The sequence below is a fragment of the Eubacterium sp. AF17-7 genome, from assembly GCF_003461285.1.
Classification (GTDB): domain Bacteria; phylum Bacillota; class Clostridia; order Lachnospirales; family Lachnospiraceae; genus Eubacterium_U; species Eubacterium_U album.
In genome coordinates this window covers 44,066-67,025 of record NZ_QTWU01000007.1, presented here as the reverse complement: position 1 = coordinate 67,025, position 22,960 = coordinate 44,066, and the positions used below count along the sequence as shown (strand labels likewise).

Below are 22,960 nucleotides of genomic sequence, written 5' to 3'. Positions count from 1 at the left end.
AACCTCCTTCCGTTTTAGTGCGCCTGAAAGACTGATTTGGCGAGACTGCCGGTTTTGAACAGCGTAAAACATAGCAGTACAGTGTAGCCCACGCAGCTCCAGATTGCCATGATGATGTCATCTTCCATAGCGATGTTCTGCACCAGCACAGCATAAATTGCCACGCAGACGATAATGAGAAACGCCTGAAAGCCCAGTGCCAGCAGGGATCGGAGGTAATTCTGTCCCATACCGCCCCATTCTTTGCCCATCATTGCAGCCATTGGAACGGGAGCCACCGAAGTTACAAGGTAGATCTCGATCATACGGCCATAAATAACGATAAAGATACAGATATACAACGCCCACATGGTAATGCCAATAAAGAGGGATTGGAACCACAGTCCGAACAGCGGTCCCAAATCCATTTCCATCAGCCTCGGTTCCAGATCGGTCATAACTGAGGAAATGTCAATGGACGCATCCGAATTGATAATCCCTGCCGCCTGCGCCACCACGCTCTGCGCCATATCAAAGACGCCCATCACGATATTCCATGTGTTTGTGACAATGAGGATGGCGGCAGCTGATTTGAACACCCACTTGAAAATCATCCAGGTATCCACATCATGCAGGTTGTTCTTGTCTGCAATCATCTGGATCAGGTCTACGGTCATAACGATAGCCAGGATCACACCTGCAATCGGCACCATGATGGAGTTTGACAGATTCTCAATCATATTGAAAATACTGCCATTCCATCCTTGTGGGGTCTGTCCTACCTGTACGGATATATCCGCGACCTGTTGGTTTACGCTGTCAAACATCCCCGAAAGGTTGCTCATAATACCGCCCACCAGCATTTCTTTCAGCCAATTTGTCAGGGCTTCAAGTAAGAAATCCATACGGTGTCAACCTCCTTTCCGCCGCCCCCGCAAAGCTGCGGGAGCGGCAAGGATTTCATGCAGGAACGCTTAGACAGAGAACAGCCCGGAGAGCAGAGGTACAAGAACCATACCAACAACGGCTACACCAGCGCCGGCCATGAGCTGCTTCATGCCCTGAGATTTTGCGCCAGGGTTGTCGTTGCCGTAACCTTCCAACAGGTTGATGACACCCCAGATACCAAGACCAGCGCCCAGAGCGATAACGAGAGTCTGAAGAACGGTAATTGCCTGTTCAAAAAATGCCATAAATAATATTAGCCGGAATCATTTGAATGATTAGTTAGGTTTGTTTCATAAGCGCACAAAAGCCGGAACAATCTGCCCTCGATCTATGAGAGCATGATTCCGGCTGTCCTCCTTTTTCATTATTTTTCTTGCGATTGTCCGCTTTGTACGCCAATGGCCTCAACAGAGGCAGTTGCGTCAAATAGATACGATCACTCCTTTCTCAGCGGAACCGTATTACACGCCCTCCGTGTCTACTTCATATACATCGCAGACCTCATCAGGCTTGAGTTTTAGTCTGGCAGACAAAAATGCTTCAATATCAAAGGTATTTCGCTTGCCTGCATCAGCTGTGTATTTGAAATTAGGGTGTCTGGTAATGTCATACTTGTCTGAAAGAAACGGACGCACACCGCGCAACTGCAAGATGCACTTGCCGCCATCCATAACTGCCAGCTCGTCCTGGCTCATCAGCTCTTTGCCATCTTGTCAAGTGGTAAATTCGATTTCAATAGTCAAGTCTCCTTTCAAACGTAACAGTCCGGCGTGGTCGAGTTGTTACACAATGTCCAAAAAAAAATGATTTTTTAATAAAAAATTGTTGATTTTTTTGACATCTCTAGTTATAATTAAAGCGTATCAGTTGTGTAAGTAGTTGTTTGGATTTGAAAGGGAGGATAGCTATGAAACTTAAAAAAATTGTATTAACACTTTCATTGGTTGTTGGAATAGTAGCTGCACCGATGACTGTATTCGCAGCACATACCCACAACTGGGACAGCCCCAGATATTACGGGTATGAAGATGAAATGCCGGGTATATATGATGATTGGGAAAAGTGCGCAACACGTCATGTGTATAATTACCGTCAGTGTTTGACGTGTGGTGCCACTACTATCTATGAAACGGAAACGATTCAAATGACACATAACTGGGTCAATGGAAAATGCACAAACTGCAATAAAGGTTATGCTAGAGATGCTAATTAACAAGTGCTAATTTTAATGCCCTATGATTAAAAAACAAAGCATTGATTGTACTGCTAGATTTTTAGTAGGTCTTTTCAATGCTTTGTTTAATGTAGTTTAATGATTTCACTTCCTCTGTTATTTTGAAAGGAGTATTGAAGTGCGAAAAAAGTTTTATCTATTTTACGGTATAATTATAAGTTTATTTTTATCTGGATGTGCTTTAGAAAAAGCAACAAGCAATAATCCACCGCACACACTTGAAGCAGATACTGTGTCAATGGACGAATTTGAAAATATTGAAGTATTGTCAGATTTATCAGCTTCTACACCATTTAATGTACAGATAGACAAAACATCTTTGGAAATTAGAAAAGAGAAGGAGGTTACTGTTATTATTTCGACAGACTTAACAGAGTGGAGTTATTCCGCATCTGCCGAGAACGGAACAGTATCAAATACACAAAAAAACTCGTTCACTTACACAATACCTAAAGATGAAACCACAAGAACAGACACAATTTTGATACAGTTATCAGATTATGAAAATGGCATATTATACAAATATAACATTCCTCTCCTTTTTGCTTTAACTTCTGAAACTGTTTCAGTTTCGTCAGATGGGATTGAATGATTATTTTTTTGAAGGTAAATATTATAAAAAGACTAGAGCAAATCCGCCTTTATCATGTAGGGTTTTCTAGTTTTTGATTGGAACACATAATTTACCGTTTGTTTACTAAAAAAGGCAGCCGCTTCCCACCCACGGCTGTCTTTCTCATTTCTTTTACCTGTCCTCAAGCACTTCCAGTATAATCTTTGCCCCAAGCCGGAAACCGAAAATAAAGGTTTCTGCTGTTTCAAGCGGGAGTGCGTCAAGCTGCTCGTCCATAATCTCTATGAAACGCTCGTCAAGCGGCGGGTTGAGCGTTTTTAGCTGTTCGATGAAATCCTCGTAGTGGCTGTAATGTTCCCGGCGCATTTGCTGGTATCCCTCCGTCCTGACGTTGACCTGTTCGGCTGGATAGATTTCCCCGTCATAAAGCTGCTCCAATACGCTTTTCATTCTTTTGTCCTCCTTGTATCATAAATGTGTATTACATATTTGTATTCTATCATGTGATATATAAAAGTCAAGCAAAATCGTTTATAATGATTGCATATTTGTAATACGGAGGTGTAATGTGGCAGATAAGTTTGTGGTAAGGCAGAAGAAGCCGGACAGAAAGGAAGATAAGTCCGTAGTGATGACGCTTCGGATAGACAGGGAATTGCAGGAGGAATTTGATAAACTGTCAGCCAAAAGCGACCGCTCCCGCAATGAACTTATGTGCATGGCTCTGCGCTATGCGTTGGAACATCTGGAATTTATCCCGGAAGCCGGAGAATAAAAGCCCCGGCTTTTTCCATGCCCGAAAAAAGACCCTTCTCCCGGAATGGAAGAAGGGCTGCTGTCGTTATTGTGCCGCCGGTATTTCCCCGACAAAGTTATAAATGATTTTGACTTCCTGAACCTTTTCCCCATCAACCTTGTTTATTTCGCCTACCAGAATCTGGCTGATAAGGCGGTTCAATACGGTTTCGTCCAGCTCCTGAATCGCTGCGTATTGGCGGATTTCCCGGATAAAGCTTCGTACATCGTTTTCCTGCTCGTTAGAGCGGTGCAGGAGAAGGGACAAATCCTTGATGCGGCTCTGGTTTTCCTCCTGTTCCTTCTCCATCGCTGCCGTCAGCTTTAGAAAACGCTGCTCTGACAGGATTCCTTTTGCCTTATCGGTGTAGAGGTTTAAAAACATTTCGTCAATCTCCTGATTCCGCTTTTCCAGCCGTTCCCGTTCCTTCTCCATATCGGAAGCATCCGACAAATACCTCCGTTCCATACGGCTGCACAGCCGCTGGTAGAAAGCGTCTGCATCCTTCAACGCCATTTCTGCCAATTCCTGAATATCCTTCAACACAAGGTTATATAAGTCCCTCGCTTCTATCTTGTGGCTGGTGCAGGCGTCCTTCCCCAGCCGGTTATAGGTCTGGCAGATATAATATGCCTTATCAATCGGCTCCCGTTCCTTGCCGGTGAAGCGGTTTTTCCCCGTCCTTCCGACCTTCTCATAGCGAGCCTGCATGGACTTGCCGCAGGTGGCACAGTAAACCATGCCGTGAAACAGGTTGTAAAAAGGGCAGGCATTCCCCTGCATGATGGGAGGGCGGCGGTCAATCAGTTCCTGCACCTTCTCCCAATCCTCCGGGCTTACAATGGCTTCATGGCAGCCTTCTATGACTTCCCATTCCTTGCGGGGAATGATGTCCACGGTGCCGGAGCGGATTCCTTTCTGATGTGTCCGGCAGACCAGATGTGCGCCCTTATAAAAAGGATTCCGAAGGATATGGCTGATTCTTGCGCTTCCCCACGAATAATAGTTGACATCACAGTCCGTATTGCTTTTTACCCGTGTGATCGGGATTTTTTCTTCCATGAGCTGTTTTGCAATCCGCATACAGCCCCAGCCGTTTAATGCAAGGTCATATATCTTTCGGATTGTGGGGGCTGTTTGAGGGTCAAGCACCAGATGACCTCGGTCAGCCGGGTCACGCATCAAGCCAAGGGGCGGCTGACCTCCGCAGAATTTACCCTGACGGGAACGGGTCATGCGTCCAGCCAGCACCTTTTTGGAAATATCCCGGCTGTACATATCATTCAGGATATTTTTAAAGGGCGTGATGTCCATTTCCTGACGGGTCAGGCTGTCCACGCCGTCCGTGACGGCAATATATCTTACATTGTGTTTTGGGAAAAAGACTTCGATATAGCCGCCCGCTTCGATATAGTTTCTGCCAAGCCTTGAAAGGTCTTTGGTAATGACGCAGCCAACCTTCCCAGCTTCGATGTCGGCAATCATGCGTTTAAACGAAGGACGGTTGAAGTTGCGCCCCGTGTAGCCATCATCTACATAGTATTCATAAGGGAGCAGACCGTTCTTTTCGGCAAAGTCTTTGAGCAGGAGCTTCTGGTTGGAAATACTCATGCTCTCGTTTGCGTTGCCATCGTCAAGGGAAATCCTGCAATAAAGGGCGGTTATTTTTTTGACTATTTTTTTATTCCTGTTCATAGTGTTCTCCTTCTACGAACAGGGACACGATACCATTATAATACCATGCCCCCGCCGTCCTTTCAACTGTTTTCGCCGGATTTCAGCCTTTTAACTGGCTTTTTGCCCCATCCATTCCTCAAACCGTTCACAGGTCTGCCGCTCAATAAGCTGCTCAAAGGCTTGCTGCATGGTCTGGCTGCCTGCAAACTCACGGGAGACGATGAACCGGACACCCCGGCATTTCCGTTCCGGTTCCTGCACCTTTGCCGGGTAGTTGCTCTGCTTTCTTTCTGCCATAGGCATTTACCTCCATAAAATAACCCGGAGCGTTACTGTCCGGGTGCTGCGTGCGGTCTGCCGGTCAGATGGGAGCCTGACAACGAAGTCTGACAACGGGCATTTAAAAACCCCGTACACAATCCCCGGCATACCGTTTCCTGTCCTGATTTCTTTTTTTCTGATTTTTTCGTTGCTTTCGTTGTCAGAAGGAAAAAAGCCATAAAATAAGCCGTTTGCAGGCTCTCCCCCTGACAACGGGCTTGACAACGGGGGCGGCAACCGGCTGACAACCGGCTACGCCTTTTCCCTTTGCAGCCATTCCTCCGGCAGCCCAAGCTGGACGGCTTCTTCCTCCGGTAAAAATTGAAAATCGGATTTTTCCTGTCCTCCGTTGTCAGGCTCTGTCCGTTCCCATCCCTTCTGCCGGTGGTAGGGAGCAGGAAAATGTCTGGGATTTTCAAAGGCTTTCCAGCCTGCCGCATAGTTCTTCATTACGGAATTGATGTCCCGGATTTCATACTGTTTCGGTTCCTCATAGGACGGATGCCCCAGCCCCTCATAGTAGATTTGCAGGGAGCAGACCATCTTTCCTCCATAACCGTCAAGGAAGTTTAGAATCCGGGCGGCAAACGTGTCCTCCGGCATAAATAATTTCTGATGCTCTTTCAGATAACGTTCCATGCCTGCGCTTAGTTTCAGCTTTCCTTCTCCCCGCCGGTAAACCTCCATAACCTCCGCCCACATCTGGCTGACATAAGCCCTCGAAGCCGGTTCGTCCTCCAAAATATGAACCTCTGCCGCTTCCGCCTGCACCAGAACAGGCAGAAACCGGCGGTTGCCGGTACGGTCAAGGGGCAGGAAATCCGGTGTGTTGGAAGTACCGGCAAAGACACACTGGCGCTTATGGTCTTTCGGATGGACTTCATAAGGGGCTTTATAGGTTTCCTTCTGGCGGCTTAAAAAAGCCTTGATGTCCTCAATACTCTTTGCATTTGCGGTAGCAATCATTTCCGACATTTCAATAATCCAGTGACCTTGCAGCTTGCGGTAGATGTTATCATCGTCAAGCCTGCGCAAATCATCGGAGAACCACTCGTCCCGGACGGCAAGGAACCGGAAAAAGGTGGATTTTCCGGCTCCCTGACCGCCTACCAGACAGAGCATGACCTCAAACTTTGTGCCGGGCTTGAATACCCGTGTAATGGCTCCCAACATGAACAGCAGGAGAACCTCATAGTTATAATCGTTCACCTCTGCGCCGAGGAACCGGTGCAAAGCGAAGCGCACCCGCTCCGTCCCGTCCCACGAAAGGCTGTTTAAATAATCACGGATGGGATGGTAGCGGTATTCGTTGGCAGCGACCTTAATTGCCCCTTCAATCCGCTTTTCCGAGGTCAGACCATAGTGTTCTTCCAGATACAAAACCAGATACTGGATGTCCACGTCTGTCAGCCGGCTTCCGTCCCGATACCAGCCGAGGGGCTTCACAATATCCACCTGATCGGTCAGCAGGTTGTTACTGAACGCCCCTTTTAAGAGCGGGTCATGGAGGAATACTGTTCGGTAATTTCCCGGCGTGTTTGCAGTCTGCCCCTTCTGGGTCACTTCCAGCATATCCCGGACTTCGGAAACTGTTTTGTCACCGCTCAGGCTGTCGGCTGCGGCTTGCAGTGCGTTCCTTGTGGCTGCCGGTAAGCTCTGATATTCTTTTTTCAAGCCGTTCCACCTCCTTCCCGTGCCCGATGATAATATCGGCTTTTTCTTTCGCACCGCCGGTAAGCAGCGTGTCTAACAGATACCCTACATACTCCTGTTTCTGCAAGGCTTCCGCAAACAGCGGATGCCATGTGTCCTCCGGCGATTTTGGGGCGTGTTCCGTTCTCCATCTTCCCAGCAGATGGTAATAATCGCTAAGCACACAGAAGCATTTCTGTTCCGCCTGCAAAAAGCGAAGCTCCGCCGGTATGCTCCGCTTTACCGGCTTTGGCAAAGACCTGCCCCGGCTGTCATAAGGGATTCCAAAATCCGCCGCCAGCCGTCTCGCCGCATCCACGCCGGACAGGTCAAAGAGCCTTGCCGCAAAATCAATCACATCGCCGTCTGCCTGACAGCCGAAGCAGTGGAAGCGTTTGTCCACTTTCAGGCTGGGCGTTTTATCTTTGTGGAAGGGGCAGCACGCCATGCCGTTCCTTCCTACATGGATTCCATAATGCTCCGCAGCCTGCCTTGTGGTGACAGCCTGCTTTACCGCTTCAAATACATCCAAGCTCAATCCTCCTTCCAATCCTACAGAAAGCTCCCTACCGTTCCATATCCGGCTGCTTTCGTTCTGGTCTGCGGCGCACGCCTTCCCGTTTTGCCATTTCCTCCTGCGCTTTTTTTAGCTGCTCCCGGATGGATTCCCTTGCTTTTTCCTTGATTTTTTCTTTCCCTGCCTGTTTGGTTTCCGGCTGCATAAGTGCTTTTTGGATTTTTGCAAAGGCGGTCTGCATGGTACTTTTTATTTTCGTGATAACCCCATCCAGACGGGCAGCAGCGTATTCCCGTTCTTTTTGCGGGGCTTTCCGTTCCGGGGAAAGAACCCACTTTTTCGATTCCTCTACCAGCCTGATGTCCTCCTTATGGGTTTCCAGCCGGACGGCATCCGCCACGACCTCCACCGCCTTGTCATAGGCGGCATCGGAAACATCGTCCAGCAGCGTCTCCACATCCTCAATTTTCAATGTCAGTTCTTCCAGCTTCTGCTCCTGCGCCGCCAGTTTTTCCTTTTGCTTCATCAGGATATAGTCCTGCTTCTCCAGATACTCCCGTCCCCCATAGGACGGCTCCTGCTCAAGATGGACGCCATGACGCCTGCTGATGTCGAAAAGCATGGTGCGGCAAACGGAATCAAATGTCTGTTTGCGGTTGTTATGCTTGCCTTTCGGTTTATCCGGGTCAGGCAGGGGAATCCCCAGTTCCTCCAACGCCTTTTCCTGCTGGGGGCATAATTCGCCGTACCGGTTCTTGCAGTCGAATACATGACGTTCGTGGATATGGGGCGTGCCCTCATCCAGATGAAGCGCCCAGTCAAGGAGATGAACATGAGAGCCGAAGCGCCGTTCAAACTCTCCGTAAAATTCATTTACAATCCGAAACAATACCTCTGGCGGGACGGATTCCTCCACCGTCCCAATCTGGTAGATGGTTTCCTCCGGGCAGGTTTTGTTATTCTTCAGCAAATCTCCTACAGTGCGGTTGCGCTCCGTGTGCCGGGTCTTTTCATTCCTTGCGTTCTGGGCATCCACAAAATCAGAATAATGCTCCGTGTAATACATCCGCTCAATCTGTTCAAAGCTGCAATCCGGCTGGGAGGAATCCTCCCGGCTCCCGGCGGTAGTGTAGCCCCGGTAACAGTCCCAATAAATATTTTTCTTTGCCCGTTCCGAGTCAATATGCTCACTGTTCCCCACATCGAAGCGGCGGTCATTGTGCCGGGGATTATAAGTGCCGTTTTTGCCGGAACGCCCATTGTGCCGTGTTAGTTTCAAGCCTGAATCCTCCTTCCCGTTTGAAGATTTCCCCCGTAAGGGGGAGGGCTGCGAAGCTGCCGAACCTGCGTGGCTTTGCGTCAGGTAATACCCAGTACGAATTGACGCAGGCATCAACTCTAGCTGGGCAAGGCGTTTCACCCTTGACCCGATGGGGCTTGCCGCCCTCAACCCGCCAAAGCGCTTCGCCCTTGACCCGATGGGGCTGCCGCCCTCAACCCGCCAAGGCGCTTCGCCCTTGACCCGATAAGGGCTTGCCGCCCTTAATCCGCTGCCGCCTCTAACGTGGGTGCGCTGCGCTCGTCCACGTTAGAAGGTGGTTTCCCATCCGGTATCAGAAAATCAAAACGTGCTGCGCACTTTGATTTTTCGCCGGAATCCATGCCCGCTGCATGACAGTCCCCAAAGTGCCCCCAGAACTGGCATTTTTTCCGTCCGGGGCTTCCCCGATGTCTGATACCGGTTAGGCATCCCGCAGGAAAAACACCGGTTCCACACACGCCGTTTTGACCGAAAACACCCCCAAATCATGCTGTTTTCTTCCCTACCGTTACGGGCTGGAAGCCGTGTTCCTTTGCGTAAGCCCTTGCCGCCGCCCGTCGTTCTTCGCTGTACGGCGGCACCAGCCGGATGGAAAGACGGGATTTATCCAGAACATAGGTCACGCTTCCCTCCGGCGTGGCTCTTTCCAATCGGCACAGGAGCGGATATTTTTGGGAAAACTCTGCCAGACGCCGCTTCAAATCCGCATTGAATGTGTAAATGATAGCTTCCTGTTCGGCTTCGTTGAAATTCACAATCGTTTCCTTCTCATACTTAGACGGCTTCTTCATACATCTCCTCCTCATAATCAGTGCTGGCTTCCACAATCCACAGGCAGCGTTTGCAACGGAAGTAACCGTCCATCTCCATGCGGAGGTGGTGGTAAAAGTCAGGAAACCATTCCTCGCTGGTTTCCCGCTCAATCTTCCTTGCAAGCTCCAAAAGCCCATGCTTCGCTTCCGGGTCAACGGTCAGCGAAACCAGCAGCTTCAACCGTGTGACCGTGTTTTTGTGGCTGGGGCAGCCAAACACATACAACGCTTTCTTTTCTTTGATATTTAATTTCATCTGCACCTCATTCTTTCTGGGGCTTTTTAGCCCCGGTGTGAAAGGGATTCCGTCTCCCGGATTCCCTTTATGCCAATCGTTCCTGTCCGCCGTTCTTCCTGCAAACCGCTCCTGCCCGGAGGTTGTCTCCCGGCGTATCGTCCCTGTTGGTGCGCTCCTGTCATGGCGGCACTTCTCCCAGAGCCATACCTGCTTGCAGCCGGTCATTCTGTTTTCAAGGTTCCTTCTGACCTCTCTATCTTATCGAAAAAAGGGGGCTTCCCCCGTATGTCCAAGACGATGGAAAAATCCGCCGAAACCGGATATTTCCACGCTTATGGAAATCGTGGTATAATCCTTGTATCAGCGGATTTTAAAGAGGAAAGGGGATTGATTTTTATGTATGTGAAGCTATCCATACCGGAACGGCTAAAGGATTTAAGAGTAGTGGACAAGCACCTGACCTTAGAGCAGCTTGCAAATGAAACCGGTCTGTCCCGGTCTGCCCTTGCAAAATATGAAGGAGACGGTTATAAGGACATCAGCCCGTTTGCCATTGCAACGCTGGCGGATTTTTATGGCGTGTCTGCCGATTACCTGATGGGACTGACGGAAAACAAGGAAGTCCCGAACATAGAAGTCCAGTCGCTGCACTTAAACGACAGTATGATAGAACTTTTGAAAAGCGGGAGAATCAACAACCGGCTTCTCTGCGAAATCGCCACCCATGAGGATTTCCCGAAGCTCCTGACAGACATCACCATCATCGTTGACCGCATCGCCGGTATGCGTGTCAGTCAGCTCAACATGGACTTAGAAGCAGCCCGCCAGACGGTCATGGAAACTTATGCGCCGGGGGAGGATGACCTTTATATGCGCACCCTCGAAGTGGCGCAGGTGGACAGTGACGATTATTTCAACCACATCGTCCACAAAGACCTTGACCGGATTGTAAAGGACATCCAGACGGCACACACAAGCGATACCACAACCGCCGATGAACGGCAGCCCACGGTAGCGGAGGTACAGCGGAAGTTTGCACAGCTTATCCAGACGGGAACCAGCGGGGAGGAAGCCTTTATTCAGGTATTCTGCGACCAGATGGAAATCCCCTATGATAAGATAACCTCCGAAGAATTTACCTCTTTTCTGGGGATTCTGGGGAAGTCCAAACACGCAAGGAAGTTCCAAAGTATGCGTGGGAAGAGCAGCCCCATCCCGCCTGCATGGAATGGCGGCAGGAAGCGGCGCTAAAAAAGCCACCCGCCGGATTGCCCGGTGAATGGCTCTCAATGTAAAGGTTTTCTTCTTTCGGCTTAAAAAGATTTCCTGCCCCTGACATACGGCAGATATATTTCCATCACGGAATCGGTGACACCGTTTCGGTAAACCTTGCGGATGTCCGTAACCGTTCCTGCCTGCGCCTGCTCCAAATAGGCGAGAAGCTCCACCCTGCCATTTACAAAATGGCAATGCTGACCTTCCATGCGCTCAATACGGTATTTCATAGCGGCTCCTTTCCGTACACAAGTTCCGAGAGGATAATTTCCTCCGCCCGGTTCCGTATGCTGTTCATGTGCTGTACCCACGCAAGCTGGTCGCTGGCTTTTAGTGCTTCCGTCACGCCCTCCGCTGTTTTCATCTGCATGATAACCAGCTCCAAGCGTTCCTGCGCCTGTTCATTCAGGTCAGCAAGGTACGACCAAAGATTTCCTGAAAGCAAAAGACCTAAATAGAGGGCGGGGCGGGTTTCTTCCAGATAGGCTTTGTGCAGCCACCCCCAGCGCCCGATTGGGCGGGATTCCTCCGTCAGCCGTAAAGCAGGGATGTAGTAGTCACCAGCGAGAACATAATCTATGCCGTTCTCTGTGATTCTTTTGGGTAGTTTTTCCATGTAACGACCTCCTGTATTCAGTTTTCAGAATCCAGTTGATCGTGTCCCTGTCCGTGCGAAATTCAAGGCAACTGAACTCTTCACAAACAAGTATGTCATATCTTTTCCCAATTTCTGATAGTTGAGCGAGTGGGAGGTCTCCCGTCCCCGGCTCTCTCCGGTGTTGTAAGTGTCTATGGTCTCCTTTCCCAGAACAGCCGCCAGCTCTTTCAGCGTTGTTGGCTCTTTGCCACCCAGGAAGAGGGAAGTATCCATATTGCCGATGATGGTATCGGCATTATCTTTGTAAATTGCCTTGAGCTGGCTCTGTGCCTGCAACACCAGACAGGCAGAGATTTCACGGCTTCGGATGGTGGCCACCAGCTTTTCCAGCTTCGGAATCTGCCCGATGTTAGCACACTCATCAATCAAACAGCGCACATGAACCGGAAGCCTGCCGCCATACACATCGTCGGCCTTTTCACAAAGCAGGTTGAATAACTGGGTGTAGCACATTGAAATGAGAAAGTTAAAACTGTCATCCGTATCACTCATAATGAGGAACAGAGCCGTTTTTCTGTCTCCCAGCGTATCCAGTTCCAACTCATCGTAGGATGTAACCTCGCGCAGCTCCGCAATATCAAAAGGAGCCAGACGAGCGCCGCAGGAAATCAAAATCGACTTAGCGGTCTTGCCGGCGGCCAGCTTATATTTCTTATACTGGCGCACCGCAAAGTGATTTGGCTTCTCGGCTTCCAGTGCATCAAGCATCAGGTCTACGGGGTTTTTGAACTCCTCGTCATCCTCACGGACTTCCATGGCGTTGATGAACTCAATGAGGGTAGAGAAGTTCTGCTCCTCCACCGGAGCCTCATAATGGATATAGCCAATAAGCGCGCAGTACAACAAGGTTTCTGCTTTTACCCAGAAATCGTCTCCGGCCTTGCCTTCGCCTTTGGTATTGGCGATCAGCGTTGTCACCAGCTTCAAAATATCCTTTTCCGAGTGGATGTATGCAAAGGGGTTATAGTGCATGGACTTCTTGAAGTTGATGGTATTTAGGACCTTGATTCGGTACGGCTCATAAATGACCTTGCCGTGCTTATCCTTCATGGGCTTTCCGTCCTTCCCCAGCTTGGGCGCACCCCTTTGGAGCATTTTTCCGCACTCCACCAGAATTGTTCCTTTCGGGTCCGTCACAACATAGGAGCTGTGCATCTGCATCAGGTTTGGTTTCAGCCAGAATCGGGTCTTACCGGAACCGGAGCCGCCAATCACCAGTACATTTTTGTTTCTGGCAGTCTTGGGGTCCTTGGGGCGGCTGTTCATGGTCAGGCTCTCCGTTTTCGTCAGAATCACATTGTTCTGAAATACAGGATCAACGTAAGGTGTAATATCCTCACGGGTTCCCCAGCGGGCCGAACCATATTCCAAACCATGTCGATATTTCTTGGCGTTCTTGCTTTTAAGATACACCGCCAGCCTCAGACTGCCTCCACAACACAGTCCTACCAACAAGTCCAATGGATGCAGGCTTGGCCAGAAACTTTGCAGCGCCCCAGGCAGAACCGCAATCAGCGAAAGAAACTTTTCTGAAGCATCCGCCCCTTGTGCCATTCGCCATGCCTCTCCAAAATTGGTAGCAAACAGTCCCATCAGGATATACGGCATATTCAGCAAAATGAGCTTTTTGATGTCCAATGTCTTTTTCATCGTTCCAGCTCCTTTCGCTTGGTGCGATCCACCACAGCATTTTTAACCATCTCTTTGAACCGGTTAAGTTTTGCCAGTACGGACGGGCGCTCTGTTTTCGTTGCCTTTTTGACCTTTTTGTTGGTGTACTCTGTAAAAGCTGCTGTCAGAGCATCTGCATCACGGCCTTTGAAAAAAATCAGGTACTTTGGCGGAGAACTGCTGCGGTCCTTTTTCACCGCATAATCCACACCATATTTCCGGGCGATTTTCTCAAACTCCTTGATAGAGGGGTCTGTGATCTCAATGTTGGATATTCCCTGATTCTGCCCGACAAGCTGCTTCACAGTCTGTTTTCCATGCGGAACAACCGGCGCATCACGGCTTCTCTGTTTTTCCAGCTTCTTTTCCTTTCGATGTGCCATGTACTTGCTTATGGCAGCCTTAAACATTCTGCCGGTAAACTTTGTTCCACTGACAACCAGCGTCAAAGTTCTGTTTTCCACTTCTTCCTGCATTTTCTCGCCTCCTTTCCACGAAGTTTGCAGGGAATCTCTTTTTTTGCTAAGGCGGAACCACCAGCCGCCGGAGGAGGTATTTTTTCATCGCTCCATCCCGCGGCTCTTTTTCTTTACCGGCTTCTTATCCGGCAGATTCCACTCTTTCCGGAACTCTGCCACACCTTTGGGGTCAAATGCCTTCAGCTTCTCCAGATCAAAGGCAACAGCAGAATATTTTCCATAACCGGACTGAACCTGATAGGGAAGCACCTTCCCCAATTTGTTCTCTTTGATGAATCGCAGCAAATCCTTGCTGATGTCACCGGAAATAAACGCCTCTCCGGGGTCCAGGGAATATCCTGGTAGGTTCACCGTCATATCTGCAAACGCCTCTGCTCCATCTTCTGTATGGGTAATCATGCCGATATAAAGCCGCTGATTATTCGCATACATTCCAAGTTGCAGCGATATGGTTTCTTCCCCATATTCCCACTTAAAGGGTACTTTCTTTTCCTCATTCATATCGGATTCCTCCTATCGTATCTGTTCTTTGTGGTCATAAAACAAATCTCCATTTCTGACCTTTGCATGGCTGAGAATCTTGATCTGCCCATTTGCCTGACTGTCCAGAGCTTTTTCATAGCCTATATCTGACAAAAACAGGCGGGTGCGTTCTCCTTTCCAGCCAACCGGGGAGTCATGCGTCAGTACATCAAAAATAATCATGTGCCGGGTGTTCTCCGCAAATCGCTGGAGATCCATGTAGTCATGACCGTGATAGTTCTGCGCCCCGGCTTTCTGGCGCATTTCCTCCATCAGCTGCCCGATTGTTTTGCCTTCCTGCATAAAACCCACTTCCTTTCCGTTCTTATGAGACCAGCAAGATCATCTCCCGCAGCTGAGCAAAGTAGAGCTTTCCCTTTGGCGTAACCAGCGTGTAGGAGCCGGTATGCCCGTGATTGCAGTAGTCTTTCACACAGAACAGCCCCGTATTTTTCACATTGGCATAGGGCAGCACATTGCCGGATGCTGTGCGGTACACAAACCGTCGTTCTATCAGAAACCGAACAAACCGGCGCTCCGGGACATCCAACTCTTTGGCGGTTGTCCTGAGATTGGTGCTGTGCTTTAAGTCGATGAACAGGTCATAGAAAGCGGCTTTGCCCTCCAGCTGTGCATTTTCCTTACGCAGAGAAATATTTGCTTCACGCTCAGCCAACAAGTCTGAGCAGAGCTTCATCAGAGCCTCCGGGGAAGTAGCTACCTCCCAAAGCTTCTCTCTTGTGAGATAGGCCCCGTGCTTGCGAATGGTAGGCAGAACCTCATCGAATACCCACTGTTCAAACTGTTCTGCCGATGGCAATTTGCTGTGAACAATCAGGCGGTACAAATCTCCTTCGGGGATAAAAGTCATACTGATTTTGCGGTCGGGGCTTTGTGGGTGAGGTGCGTCGCGTTTCACGACATACCTACAATGGCGGATAATTGCATCGCGGGAATTGCTGTACCCCAGCGCAGCGGCCACATCCATTCCGCAAAACAGGTATTTGCCGTTTTCTTCGATGACCCGGATACTGCCAAACTCCGGGTTTTTGAAAATTTCCATCTGGTTCATGTCGTGCCTCCTTTGGCATGATAAAAGGCGGCCTTTACCAGCCGCCTGCGTGCATATCGTGGTTGACCAATGAAGTGAAGTGATTATTCATGGTGGTAGGCGCATTGAACAGCACCGCAAGCAGGTACTGCTTCATGTTGCGTACCTGGGTGGTGTTCTTTTGCAGACAGTCCATGACAAACTCGATGTGGGAGCTGTCCAGTTTCAAAAAACGGGAACGCACGATCTCGTGAGGAAAGTCTGCCCCAGAGATCCGGGTGGTCTTTCGTCTGGCACAGACCGTTTCTACCAACAGCTCTACGATCTCATTCAGGTCATCCAGGTAGAGAGGATAACGCTGCTTCAGACAGTCATACTCGATATTCTCCAAAATCAATTCCCGATAATTTTCTATCTCTGTGACAGACATCGCATCTCTTCCTTTCCGTTCCGGCGGTCTTGCCGCCGCTGTTTCCCGGAAGGGAATGGAATCGGTACTTGATCCATAAGTAATTGATTTTTCTGTATTTGATTTCTCTATATTTAATTCTGCGGGCTTTTCCGTATCCGGTTTATCCATATACGGGTTTTCCGTATCTGGTGAATCCGTATCCGGTTTTCTAAGCTGTGGCTGCTCGTATATGACATACTCTGTATCGCTGATGCGTCCCTGCCGGTCACGCAGCTTGTGCCGCACAATGTAACCGGCAGCCTCCAATTCCCGCAACGCAGCGCCTATGGCATCCACGCCCTCCTTACAGATCTTTGCAAGACCACGGGTGGTGTAATTCCAGTCCTCTGGCAAAGACAGCATCATGGAAAGCAGCCCCTTGGCTTTTAACGACAGGTTTGCATTTCGTAAATGATGATTGCTCATCACGGTATAATCACGGGTCCGTTCAATACGAAAAACGGCCATCGACCTCACTCCTTCCGAATTTTGGGTACAAAAAAACCGCAATCCTCATTCCAAAGAATTGCGGTGTTCAACACTTTTCAAATTTTCTTGCATAGAACCAAAACAGCGGCTTTCGAGGACGCGCCTCTGTAAATGGCTCCTCCTGGGCGAAAGGAAGTGTTTGCATCACTCGGTCAATATCCGTTGAATCCATGTCATGCTGAGATTTGCAATCTTCCTGGATTGCTTCTTGAATTTCCTTTACCGTACACATAGTCATTCCTTTCCTTTCGTTGTATGGGTTTATGAGCGGCGGCGTTTTCCCGGTTTGAAATCGAGGATATGTCCCTCAATCACACGAGCGTAACGCTTGATCTTAATCTCCCGGCGCTGCTGGCTTTGCAGGGCAGCCTGATACCCGTCCTCGGTCAAAAACAGCCGCATTTCCTCTCCGGGGCTGCCGTAAGCTGTGCTGGGACGCAGGACGGAAAACTCAATCATCCAGCGGGTGTTATCCCAAAACCTCTCTACGGCGAGAATGTTGTGTCCTTTCAGCTCACGGGCTGAAATATCCCTCATAGGCGGCTCCTTTCATCGTTCCTGATCTCTCTGACGCTTTTTCTGCCATGCCTCCAGCAGCTTGATGATGGTTTCCTGCATCCGCTGGGGCGTATAGCTTTTAGGGAAATACTTTCGCAAGGTGTCAGAGGTAAATGTCACTCGGTCCAGATCGCTTTTCTTTTCCTCACCCATGATGACACGCATCATATCGAGGGTCAGATGCCCCTCCTGACTGTATTTTTTGAGCCGCTGAGCTTGAGAAAGAGAAGGGGTAGCCTGTTCGCTGTCCATCGCGTCCAACAGGTCTACCTGTTCCTCCTTTTTGAGAAAGGACAGCTCATAGGCAGGGTTCAGGGCAATCTTCTTTTCATCCACCATATCCATCAATTCAGGAATCAGCTCTGTCAGACGGATATAGCGCTGAACTTGATTTCTGCTTGAACCAGCCTGCTGAGCCAATATTTCATCGGCTCTCAACTTCGTCCCAACTTGGGACGAAGTTAAATCAACTCGCTCTCCCTGATGTTTCATGGCATCCAGCTTCATCTTGTAGGCAAATGCTCTTTCACTGGGGAGCAGACTTTCTCGTTGCAGGTTGCTGTCAACCATAATGATCGTGGCGGCATCATCATCCAAATCCCGAACAATGACCGGCATGGTCTCCTTTTCTGCCAGCTCACTGGCTCTGTGCCGCCTGTGTCCGGCTACCAGCTCATAACCGCCCTCCGGGTCCGGTCGAGCAATCGCCGGAACCAGAACGCCATACTGCTTGATACTGTCTGCGGTCTCCATCATGGCTTCGTCATCCTTGACTTTGAATGGATGCCCTTTGAACGGGTGCAGTTCCGACAGCGGGATTTCTACTACTTTTTCTCTCTGAGCATCGGCACGGCTCTCCTCCGTAGAAAACAGATCATCTACCGATGCCAGTTCTACTTTTTTCGCGCTGCTTTTCAAGTTTCAACACCTCCTTCGTCAGATTTCGATACCCCTCTGCCACCTTACCGCCAGGGTCATGGACGAAAATGCTTTTTCCCTCTGCGCTAATTTCCTTTGCACGGACAGAGTGTGGAATCTCCGTTCCAAAGACTTTGATTTTACTTCCATAGGTGTCCCGCAGCAAAGCAGCAATCTCTTTGGCAAAGTTGGTGCGGTTATCCACCATCGTCAGCAGTATACCGTCAATCTGGAGCTTTGGATTGATCTGCCGTTTTACCTTGCTGGCCGTAGATAAAAGCTGTTCCAGTCCTTTGGCGGGCAGATACTCTGCCTGAACGGGAATTATGATCCTGTTCGCAGCCGCCAGCGCATTGACCGTAAGCATCCCCAACGAGGGCTGACAGTCAATCAGGATATGGGAATATTGTCCCTTCAGTGTGTCCAGATATTGCCGTAAAACCGTTTCACGGCTCATGGCGTTTACCAGAGAAACCTCCATACCGGAAAGCTGAATATCCGCAGGCATCAGGTCAACGCCTTCTGCATGATGCAGAATACCTTCTCCGGGGCGTATAGGCTGATCCATCAGAATTTTGCCCATTGCATCCGACAGTGTAAATGGCAGCTTGTCCGGTTGCGGATTTCCCAAGCTGATTGTCAGACTTCCTTGTGGGTCCCCGTCGATCAGAAGCACTTTCTTTCCGGCCTGTGCCAGACCTATTCCCAAGTTCGCACAGGTTGTTGTTTTGCCAACGCCGCCTTTCTGGTTGGCGATGGCGATGATTTGCGTGTTCAAATAAACCTCCTCCTTCTACAAAAAATATCCCTATTCCGAAAAATAGGGATGAAAAAAGCCGCTTACTCAAATAAATGAATAAACGGCTATGTAAGAAATATTCGATTGTAAGTAAAGTTTTATATCACTGCAAAATAACGAAGTGCATCTTTGATTGCTTCTACCTTTTCTGGTGTCGGATGTTTCCTCGGCTGTTTCAATTCTTCTACCGCATTAGGAGCATCATACATCGGCAATCCCAAATTTCGCTTTACCTCTGCGATATATGCGGTATGTACCTTGAAGCCGTATTTCGCTTCTATGTACTCCTTAATCATTTTGTAGGTCACTTTTTCTTTGGGCTTATACGCTTCGGCTCTTTTAGCAATACTATCTACCGGAATCTTGCCCTCGCCCTCTCCAAACTCCACATCAATGTGGATATAACTGTCGGCTTTTTTGTGGGATAAAAGAACTACCGTCTCAACATGAGTATCAAATCAAAACATATCCCCACAAAATCACAGAAATATATCTAATATTTATACAGTACTAATACTGCTCGTGCATCCCTTTCCCCACAAAATGTCCTTCAATTTACGCTTTCTATAGCAAAATTTTTCTGTCAAAAAATATCAACTATATTTACTCGAATTCAATGTCCTCATTGACTTTTTTATTAATATCAACTCTTGTCTGAACATCAATTTTATTAACCAGCCAACCATTCAGAGTACAATTCTTAATAAATTCATCTATTCTATTGACACCATTGATTTCTTTTAATGTAACTACAACGCCAAAGCGAATCCCTATTCCATCTTTAGGGTCTAAGCGGTTATTTGTTTTTATCTCCATTCCCCAATTTTTATTGTCATAAGATTTCTTCGGCATCATTTTGTTTTTTGGTCTTTCTGCAATATATTTTACATTATCCCATTTTCTAAATCTTTCTCTTGCTTCACCCTCCAAAAGGAAATATTTTTCGTTATCTAATATTACATCCTGATTCTGTTTATCGCCCTTAATATCCTCTATCTTCCCTTTATTATTAATTCTACCAAAATGTAAATTAAGTTCTGTATTTGTATAATCAACACCTTGAGTTCTATCACACATAGGAAAATAACACATTGTTGCCCTTGCAATATAAGGATATTTGTCATCTTTAATTGGAACTGGAAAATAATAATTATATGTATTCCATTTTTCACTCACATCATATACCAGAAATTTAATTTCATCTTCTTTTGTATGAACAATATCATCTATCTTAATAGGTACTATACCATGTCCATATAAGGCAACCTCTTCTGGTGTCGGCTTTTCATTCCAATCTCTTGCAGCATCAATAATCATCGCTTTTGCAACTTCTCTATTCAATCCTAAAATATCCATCAAGTAAGACAACTTTCGGGCAATCCAAGGAGCTGCAAATGAAGTACCCGCAACATTTGCTTCCCCTAATGGTTCACAAACCTTAATATATTTTTCTTCACTCCCACCATAATAACTAACATCTGGTTTTGCAAAAAAGGATAACGCCAATCCTCTTCTTGCATATTTAGTTGACAAACCATTTTGAGTTACTGCATTAACTACCATACTATTTATTGAATCAGCAGGCGAGCCTATTTTCTCAATATCAGCGCTAGGCTTATTCGTCCCTGCAACAACAAAAATAACATCATTTTCATATTGGATTTTATCCAATATAGCCCCCTCTGCAGAAATAAAATTGTCATTAACTTCTTGATTACTTCCGAGCGAAATATTCCAAACCTTTATATCTTTATTGTTTGCAATAATCTCTTTTATCTGTTTTGTAATAGTAAAAGAAGAAAATTTTGAACCTATTGCGACACCAAAATGGCGTACCCTAAATCTGCCACATCCGTCATCAAGCCAAGGATTTAATCTTGCACCATCTACAATAATAGAATCCACCGCTGTACCATGACGATAATCATCTGGATTTTTAGGAAGATTATCATCAACCATATCATGATATTCTACCCATTCGCCAAAATAGACACGTTTATCAAATAACGTATCAATTACTCCAACAGTTGGCTCAATAGTTGGAGAAGGCATATACAGAGTCCCTTGCTGATATTCCTGAATGAAGTCTTCTGGAGATAATTCTGATAAATCCTCTGTTGCCATAGAAACAAGATACGGTGCTTTCTCAAATAAAATCTGTAATTGGTTTTCATCTAAAAACACCGTCTGATTATCCAATATTCTACTTTTTAAAATATCAATTCCAATATTTTCAAATAACATTTTTGTATCTGTATGCGTATTATACAATGTAATGATACTTTGTTTTAATTGGCGTGTTGCCATTTCCACCTCAAAATCTTCAATATATGAAACATCTGCGATTACCTGTTTAAACGTAGATTTTGTTATTGAAAATTTAGAGAATGGTATTTTATCTATTTTTTTTCTATCATCAAAAGTAACTTTATCTATTCCATTTTGAAACTTTACCTTAATTATATCACTTGTTTTTAAAAGCAACTCTATACTTTTATCCAAATCTTCCATATCAAGAAAGTACGTAATAATATGTTTCGTTTTTTCTTTGTTAAATTTAACGCCCACAATAGCATAATTAGAATCTTTTCCTTTAAACAATCCTGCAATTCGATTACTCTTTGCAACTATTTTATTATAATGAACACTAATCAATATCCCCTCAAAAGGTCTTTTTTCTTGTTTCCAAAATTCTTTAATTTGACTTATTCTTTCTATCAATCTAAGTAACTGCTCTCTTGTTACTATTTTTTTGCTGTTCATGGATGCTCCGCCACCGCTGCCAGTTTTTGAGGCTTGAATAAATCGCTTTCCCTTTAATTCCAGTACATTATTCATTTATTTCTTCCCCCTTGCTTAATTTTCTGGATACGGTACTTTTAGATTCTCCTTTGAGCTTTTCTATTTCTCTGACCGTAAATCCTTGTGCATGAAGTTCTTCTATATCTGTTTCTTCTAAGTTACCTATCAAATAATTATAAAGCCTTCTCAAATAATCATATTCTATATTTGCATCACTGAATGCCAAAGAGGTTTTTATAATATTCTTCAATTCCCCTGGATAAGGCAAATCAGACGATACCTTCAATATTTTCTTAAACAATCTGGTATCTTTAGGAATGCCTTTAAAATTTTTAATAAAAGATACAAAATAGTACTCTGCAACTTCCAATAAATCTTCTTTACTATATCTATTAAAATTAATCACTGCATCAAAACGTCTAATTAGAGCTTTGTCAAAATTGGAATACAAATTTGTTGTCGCAATAATTACTATTTCCTTGTTTAAATCAGTTAATCTATCAAACTCTCTCAATATAGTTGAAGTAACCCGTCCCATTTCTCGCACATCATTCCTATTAACTCTATCCAAGGCAATCACATCTATTTCATCAAATAAAATAACAACTTTATTTGAATATGGAATCATATTTATCTCAGCAAAAACACTGGCAATATTTTTATTAGTTTGACCTAATTTACTATCAATCAAATGTTCAAAATCAACACAATATAAGGTTCTGCCAAGCAGCCTTGCTATGTGTTTTGCAGCTTCCGTTTTTCCACTACCTGGCAGTCCTTCAAGTAAAAACTTATTTATCCCAATATTATGATTAACTGCATTAATAATACCTTTTATATCATTAGATATTACTACTGGCAAATTCAATGGCTGCATTTCTCTAATATCTATCTGTTTTAAAAATTCACTTTCAAAATCACTCGCCTGTGGAACATACAAGTTGGATTCTGCTATTAAACTCATTATATACTCAGCCAGCTGATAATCACCAATAGCATCAAAATATTTCGCTATGCTTACTGCCTCATTTCTAAATGCATTCTCATTTTTTTCAATATGATATTTTATCAAATTTAATACATTTTGTTTTTTCACAATAGCGCACCTCCAATTACCTTTTTTGTATTATATCACATATTGGGACAAAATAATACTAATTTGGGACATAAAATATAAC

At 46.4% G+C, this 22,960-nt stretch carries 29 protein-coding genes and 2 pseudogenes; 4 read left to right on the top strand and 27 right to left on the bottom strand.

Annotated elements, in window-relative coordinates; translation table 11 throughout:
- Positions 1-14: 14 nt before the first annotated feature.
- From DWW96_RS07985 to DWW96_RS07975, 3 genes and pseudogenes are all read right to left on the bottom strand, one after another.
- Positions 15-884: a VirB6/TrbL-like conjugal transfer protein, CD1112 family gene (locus DWW96_RS07985; protein ID WP_005335866.1), complete on the bottom strand. Its 870-nt coding sequence runs from the start codon at positions 882-884 to the stop codon at positions 15-17.
- A gap of 69 nt (positions 885-953) precedes the next feature.
- Positions 954-1,172 (bottom strand): Maff2 family mobile element protein, encoded by a 219-nt coding sequence (locus DWW96_RS07980; RefSeq protein WP_003525154.1) that lies wholly within the window; start codon positions 1,170-1,172, stop codon positions 954-956.
- 216 nt (positions 1,173-1,388) lie between these two features.
- Positions 1,389-1,634, bottom strand: a pseudogene (locus tag DWW96_RS07975) (hypothetical protein); the annotation flags it as partial.
- Between the two features lie 200 nt (positions 1,635-1,834).
- On the opposite strand from DWW96_RS07975, the gene DWW96_RS07970 reads away from it, so the two are divergent.
- Together DWW96_RS07970 and DWW96_RS07965 are read left to right on the top strand one after the other, a co-directional pair.
- The gene (locus DWW96_RS07970; protein ID WP_117910057.1) at positions 1,835-2,140 is read left to right on the top strand and encodes a desmoglein-4; all 306 of its coding nucleotides are present in this window, start codon (positions 1,835-1,837) and stop codon (positions 2,138-2,140) included.
- Between the two features lie 139 nt (positions 2,141-2,279).
- Positions 2,280-2,753, top strand: coding sequence for a murein transglycosylase (locus tag DWW96_RS07965; RefSeq protein ID WP_117910056.1), 474 nt, complete (start codon positions 2,280-2,282; stop codon positions 2,751-2,753).
- Positions 2,754-2,906: 153 nt separating this feature from the next.
- Here DWW96_RS07965 and DWW96_RS07960 read toward each other — a convergent pair whose 3' ends face one another.
- Positions 2,907-3,185, bottom strand: a complete 279-nt coding sequence (locus tag DWW96_RS07960; RefSeq protein ID WP_117910055.1) for a DUF6809 family protein — start codon at positions 3,183-3,185, stop codon at positions 2,907-2,909.
- Between the two features lie 118 nt (positions 3,186-3,303).
- On the opposite strand from DWW96_RS07960, the gene DWW96_RS07955 reads away from it, so the two are divergent.
- A complete protein-coding gene (locus DWW96_RS07955; protein ID WP_117553122.1) occupies positions 3,304-3,510 on the top strand; it encodes a ribbon-helix-helix protein, CopG family in 207 nt (68 codons plus the stop codon).
- Positions 3,511-3,576: 66 nt separating this feature from the next.
- Here the strand turns inward: DWW96_RS07955 and DWW96_RS07950 are convergent, their stop codons facing one another.
- From DWW96_RS07950 to DWW96_RS07915, 8 genes are all read right to left on the bottom strand, one after another.
- A complete protein-coding gene (locus tag DWW96_RS07950; protein ID WP_117910054.1) occupies positions 3,577-5,226 on the bottom strand; it encodes a recombinase family protein in 1,650 nt (549 codons plus the stop codon).
- A 90-nt stretch (positions 5,227-5,316) separates the two neighbouring features.
- Positions 5,317-5,505, bottom strand: a complete 189-nt coding sequence (locus DWW96_RS07945) for a hypothetical protein (protein ID WP_117910098.1) — start codon at positions 5,503-5,505, stop codon at positions 5,317-5,319.
- Between the two features lie 32 nt (positions 5,506-5,537).
- Positions 5,538-5,708, bottom strand: a complete 171-nt coding sequence (locus tag DWW96_RS14000) for a hypothetical protein (protein ID WP_158562669.1) — start codon at positions 5,706-5,708, stop codon at positions 5,538-5,540.
- 73 nt (positions 5,709-5,781) lie between these two features.
- Entirely contained in the window at positions 5,782-7,101 is a 1,320-nt protein-coding gene (locus DWW96_RS07940) for a virulence-associated E family protein (RefSeq protein WP_199522687.1), read from the bottom strand.
- 25 nt (positions 7,102-7,126) lie between these two features.
- Positions 7,127-7,753, bottom strand: coding sequence for a CHC2 zinc finger domain-containing protein (locus DWW96_RS07935; RefSeq protein ID WP_243003045.1), 627 nt, complete (start codon positions 7,751-7,753; stop codon positions 7,127-7,129).
- A 34-nt stretch (positions 7,754-7,787) separates the two neighbouring features.
- Positions 7,788-9,017, bottom strand: a complete 1,230-nt coding sequence (locus DWW96_RS07930) for a serine/arginine repetitive matrix protein 2 (RefSeq protein ID WP_117910053.1) — start codon at positions 9,015-9,017, stop codon at positions 7,788-7,790.
- Positions 9,018-9,544: 527 nt separating this feature from the next.
- Positions 9,545-9,850, bottom strand: coding sequence for a molecular chaperone (locus DWW96_RS07920; RefSeq protein WP_117910051.1), 306 nt, complete (start codon positions 9,848-9,850; stop codon positions 9,545-9,547).
- Positions 9,834-10,127 carry a hypothetical protein gene (locus DWW96_RS07915; protein ID WP_117910095.1) on the bottom strand — a complete coding sequence of 98 codons (294 nt, stop codon included), beginning with the start codon at positions 10,125-10,127 and terminating at the stop codon, positions 9,834-9,836. The genes DWW96_RS07920 and DWW96_RS07915 overlap by 17 nt, the downstream gene beginning before the upstream one ends.
- Before the next feature lie 378 nt (positions 10,128-10,505).
- Between DWW96_RS07915 and DWW96_RS07910 the strand changes: the two genes are divergently transcribed.
- The gene (locus DWW96_RS07910; RefSeq protein WP_117910094.1) at positions 10,506-11,360 is read left to right on the top strand and encodes a helix-turn-helix transcriptional regulator; all 855 of its coding nucleotides are present in this window, start codon (positions 10,506-10,508) and stop codon (positions 11,358-11,360) included.
- A gap of 62 nt (positions 11,361-11,422) precedes the next feature.
- Here DWW96_RS07910 and DWW96_RS07905 read toward each other — a convergent pair whose 3' ends face one another.
- The 15 genes and pseudogenes from DWW96_RS07905 to DWW96_RS07835 form a co-directional block, all read right to left on the bottom strand.
- Complete coding sequence (locus tag DWW96_RS07905) at positions 11,423-11,614, bottom strand: hypothetical protein (RefSeq protein ID WP_117910050.1); 192 nt, start codon at positions 11,612-11,614, stop codon at positions 11,423-11,425.
- Positions 11,611-12,000 (bottom strand): TnpV protein, encoded by a 390-nt coding sequence (locus tag DWW96_RS07900; protein WP_117910049.1) that lies wholly within the window; start codon positions 11,998-12,000, stop codon positions 11,611-11,613. Before DWW96_RS07900 ends, DWW96_RS07905 begins: the two co-directional genes overlap by 4 nt.
- A 99-nt stretch (positions 12,001-12,099) precedes the next feature.
- A pseudogene (locus tag DWW96_RS07895) lies at positions 12,100-13,692 on the bottom strand (type IV secretory system conjugative DNA transfer family protein); the annotation flags it as partial.
- Positions 13,689-14,189 (bottom strand): PcfB family protein, encoded by a 501-nt coding sequence (locus tag DWW96_RS07890; protein WP_117499047.1) that lies wholly within the window; start codon positions 14,187-14,189, stop codon positions 13,689-13,691. The pseudogene DWW96_RS07895 and the gene DWW96_RS07890, both read right to left, overlap by 4 nt.
- Positions 14,190-14,273: 84 nt before the next feature.
- Positions 14,274-14,693 carry a DUF4313 domain-containing protein gene (locus DWW96_RS07885; protein WP_055658165.1) on the bottom strand — a complete coding sequence of 140 codons (420 nt, stop codon included), beginning with the start codon at positions 14,691-14,693 and terminating at the stop codon, positions 14,274-14,276.
- Positions 14,694-14,705: 12 nt separating this feature from the next.
- On the bottom strand, positions 14,706-15,017 hold the full coding sequence (locus tag DWW96_RS07880) for a DUF5720 family protein (protein WP_025487374.1): 312 nt from the start codon (positions 15,015-15,017) through the stop codon (positions 14,706-14,708).
- A 22-nt stretch (positions 15,018-15,039) separates the two neighbouring features.
- Positions 15,040-15,786 carry a phage antirepressor KilAC domain-containing protein gene (locus DWW96_RS07875; RefSeq protein ID WP_117910048.1) on the bottom strand — a complete coding sequence of 249 codons (747 nt, stop codon included), beginning with the start codon at positions 15,784-15,786 and terminating at the stop codon, positions 15,040-15,042.
- A 34-nt stretch (positions 15,787-15,820) separates the two neighbouring features.
- Positions 15,821-16,684 (bottom strand): DUF6017 domain-containing protein, encoded by an 864-nt coding sequence (locus tag DWW96_RS07870; protein ID WP_055194503.1) that lies wholly within the window; start codon positions 16,682-16,684, stop codon positions 15,821-15,823.
- A gap of 67 nt (positions 16,685-16,751) precedes the next feature.
- Positions 16,752-16,937 carry a hypothetical protein gene (locus DWW96_RS07865; RefSeq protein WP_117910047.1) on the bottom strand — a complete coding sequence of 62 codons (186 nt, stop codon included), beginning with the start codon at positions 16,935-16,937 and terminating at the stop codon, positions 16,752-16,754.
- Between the two features lie 29 nt (positions 16,938-16,966).
- The gene (locus DWW96_RS07860; RefSeq protein ID WP_002592134.1) at positions 16,967-17,242 is read right to left on the bottom strand and encodes a DUF5720 family protein; all 276 of its coding nucleotides are present in this window, start codon (positions 17,240-17,242) and stop codon (positions 16,967-16,969) included.
- A 12-nt stretch (positions 17,243-17,254) separates the two neighbouring features.
- Complete coding sequence (locus DWW96_RS07855; protein ID WP_055290218.1) at positions 17,255-18,181, bottom strand: ParB/RepB/Spo0J family partition protein; 927 nt, start codon at positions 18,179-18,181, stop codon at positions 17,255-17,257.
- The gene (locus DWW96_RS07850) at positions 18,138-18,959 is read right to left on the bottom strand and encodes a ParA family protein (protein WP_117910046.1); all 822 of its coding nucleotides are present in this window, start codon (positions 18,957-18,959) and stop codon (positions 18,138-18,140) included. Before DWW96_RS07850 ends, DWW96_RS07855 begins: the two co-directional genes overlap by 44 nt.
- A 119-nt stretch (positions 18,960-19,078) precedes the next feature.
- On the bottom strand, positions 19,079-19,369 hold the full coding sequence (locus DWW96_RS07845) for a hypothetical protein (RefSeq protein WP_069431979.1): 291 nt from the start codon (positions 19,367-19,369) through the stop codon (positions 19,079-19,081).
- Between the two features lie 214 nt (positions 19,370-19,583).
- Entirely contained in the window at positions 19,584-21,818 is a 2,235-nt protein-coding gene (locus DWW96_RS07840) for a S8 family peptidase (RefSeq protein ID WP_117910044.1), read from the bottom strand.
- The gene (locus DWW96_RS07835; RefSeq protein WP_117910043.1) at positions 21,811-22,878 is read right to left on the bottom strand and encodes an ATP-binding protein; all 1,068 of its coding nucleotides are present in this window, start codon (positions 22,876-22,878) and stop codon (positions 21,811-21,813) included. Before DWW96_RS07835 ends, DWW96_RS07840 begins: the two co-directional genes overlap by 8 nt.
- Positions 22,879-22,960 lie beyond the last annotated feature (82 nt).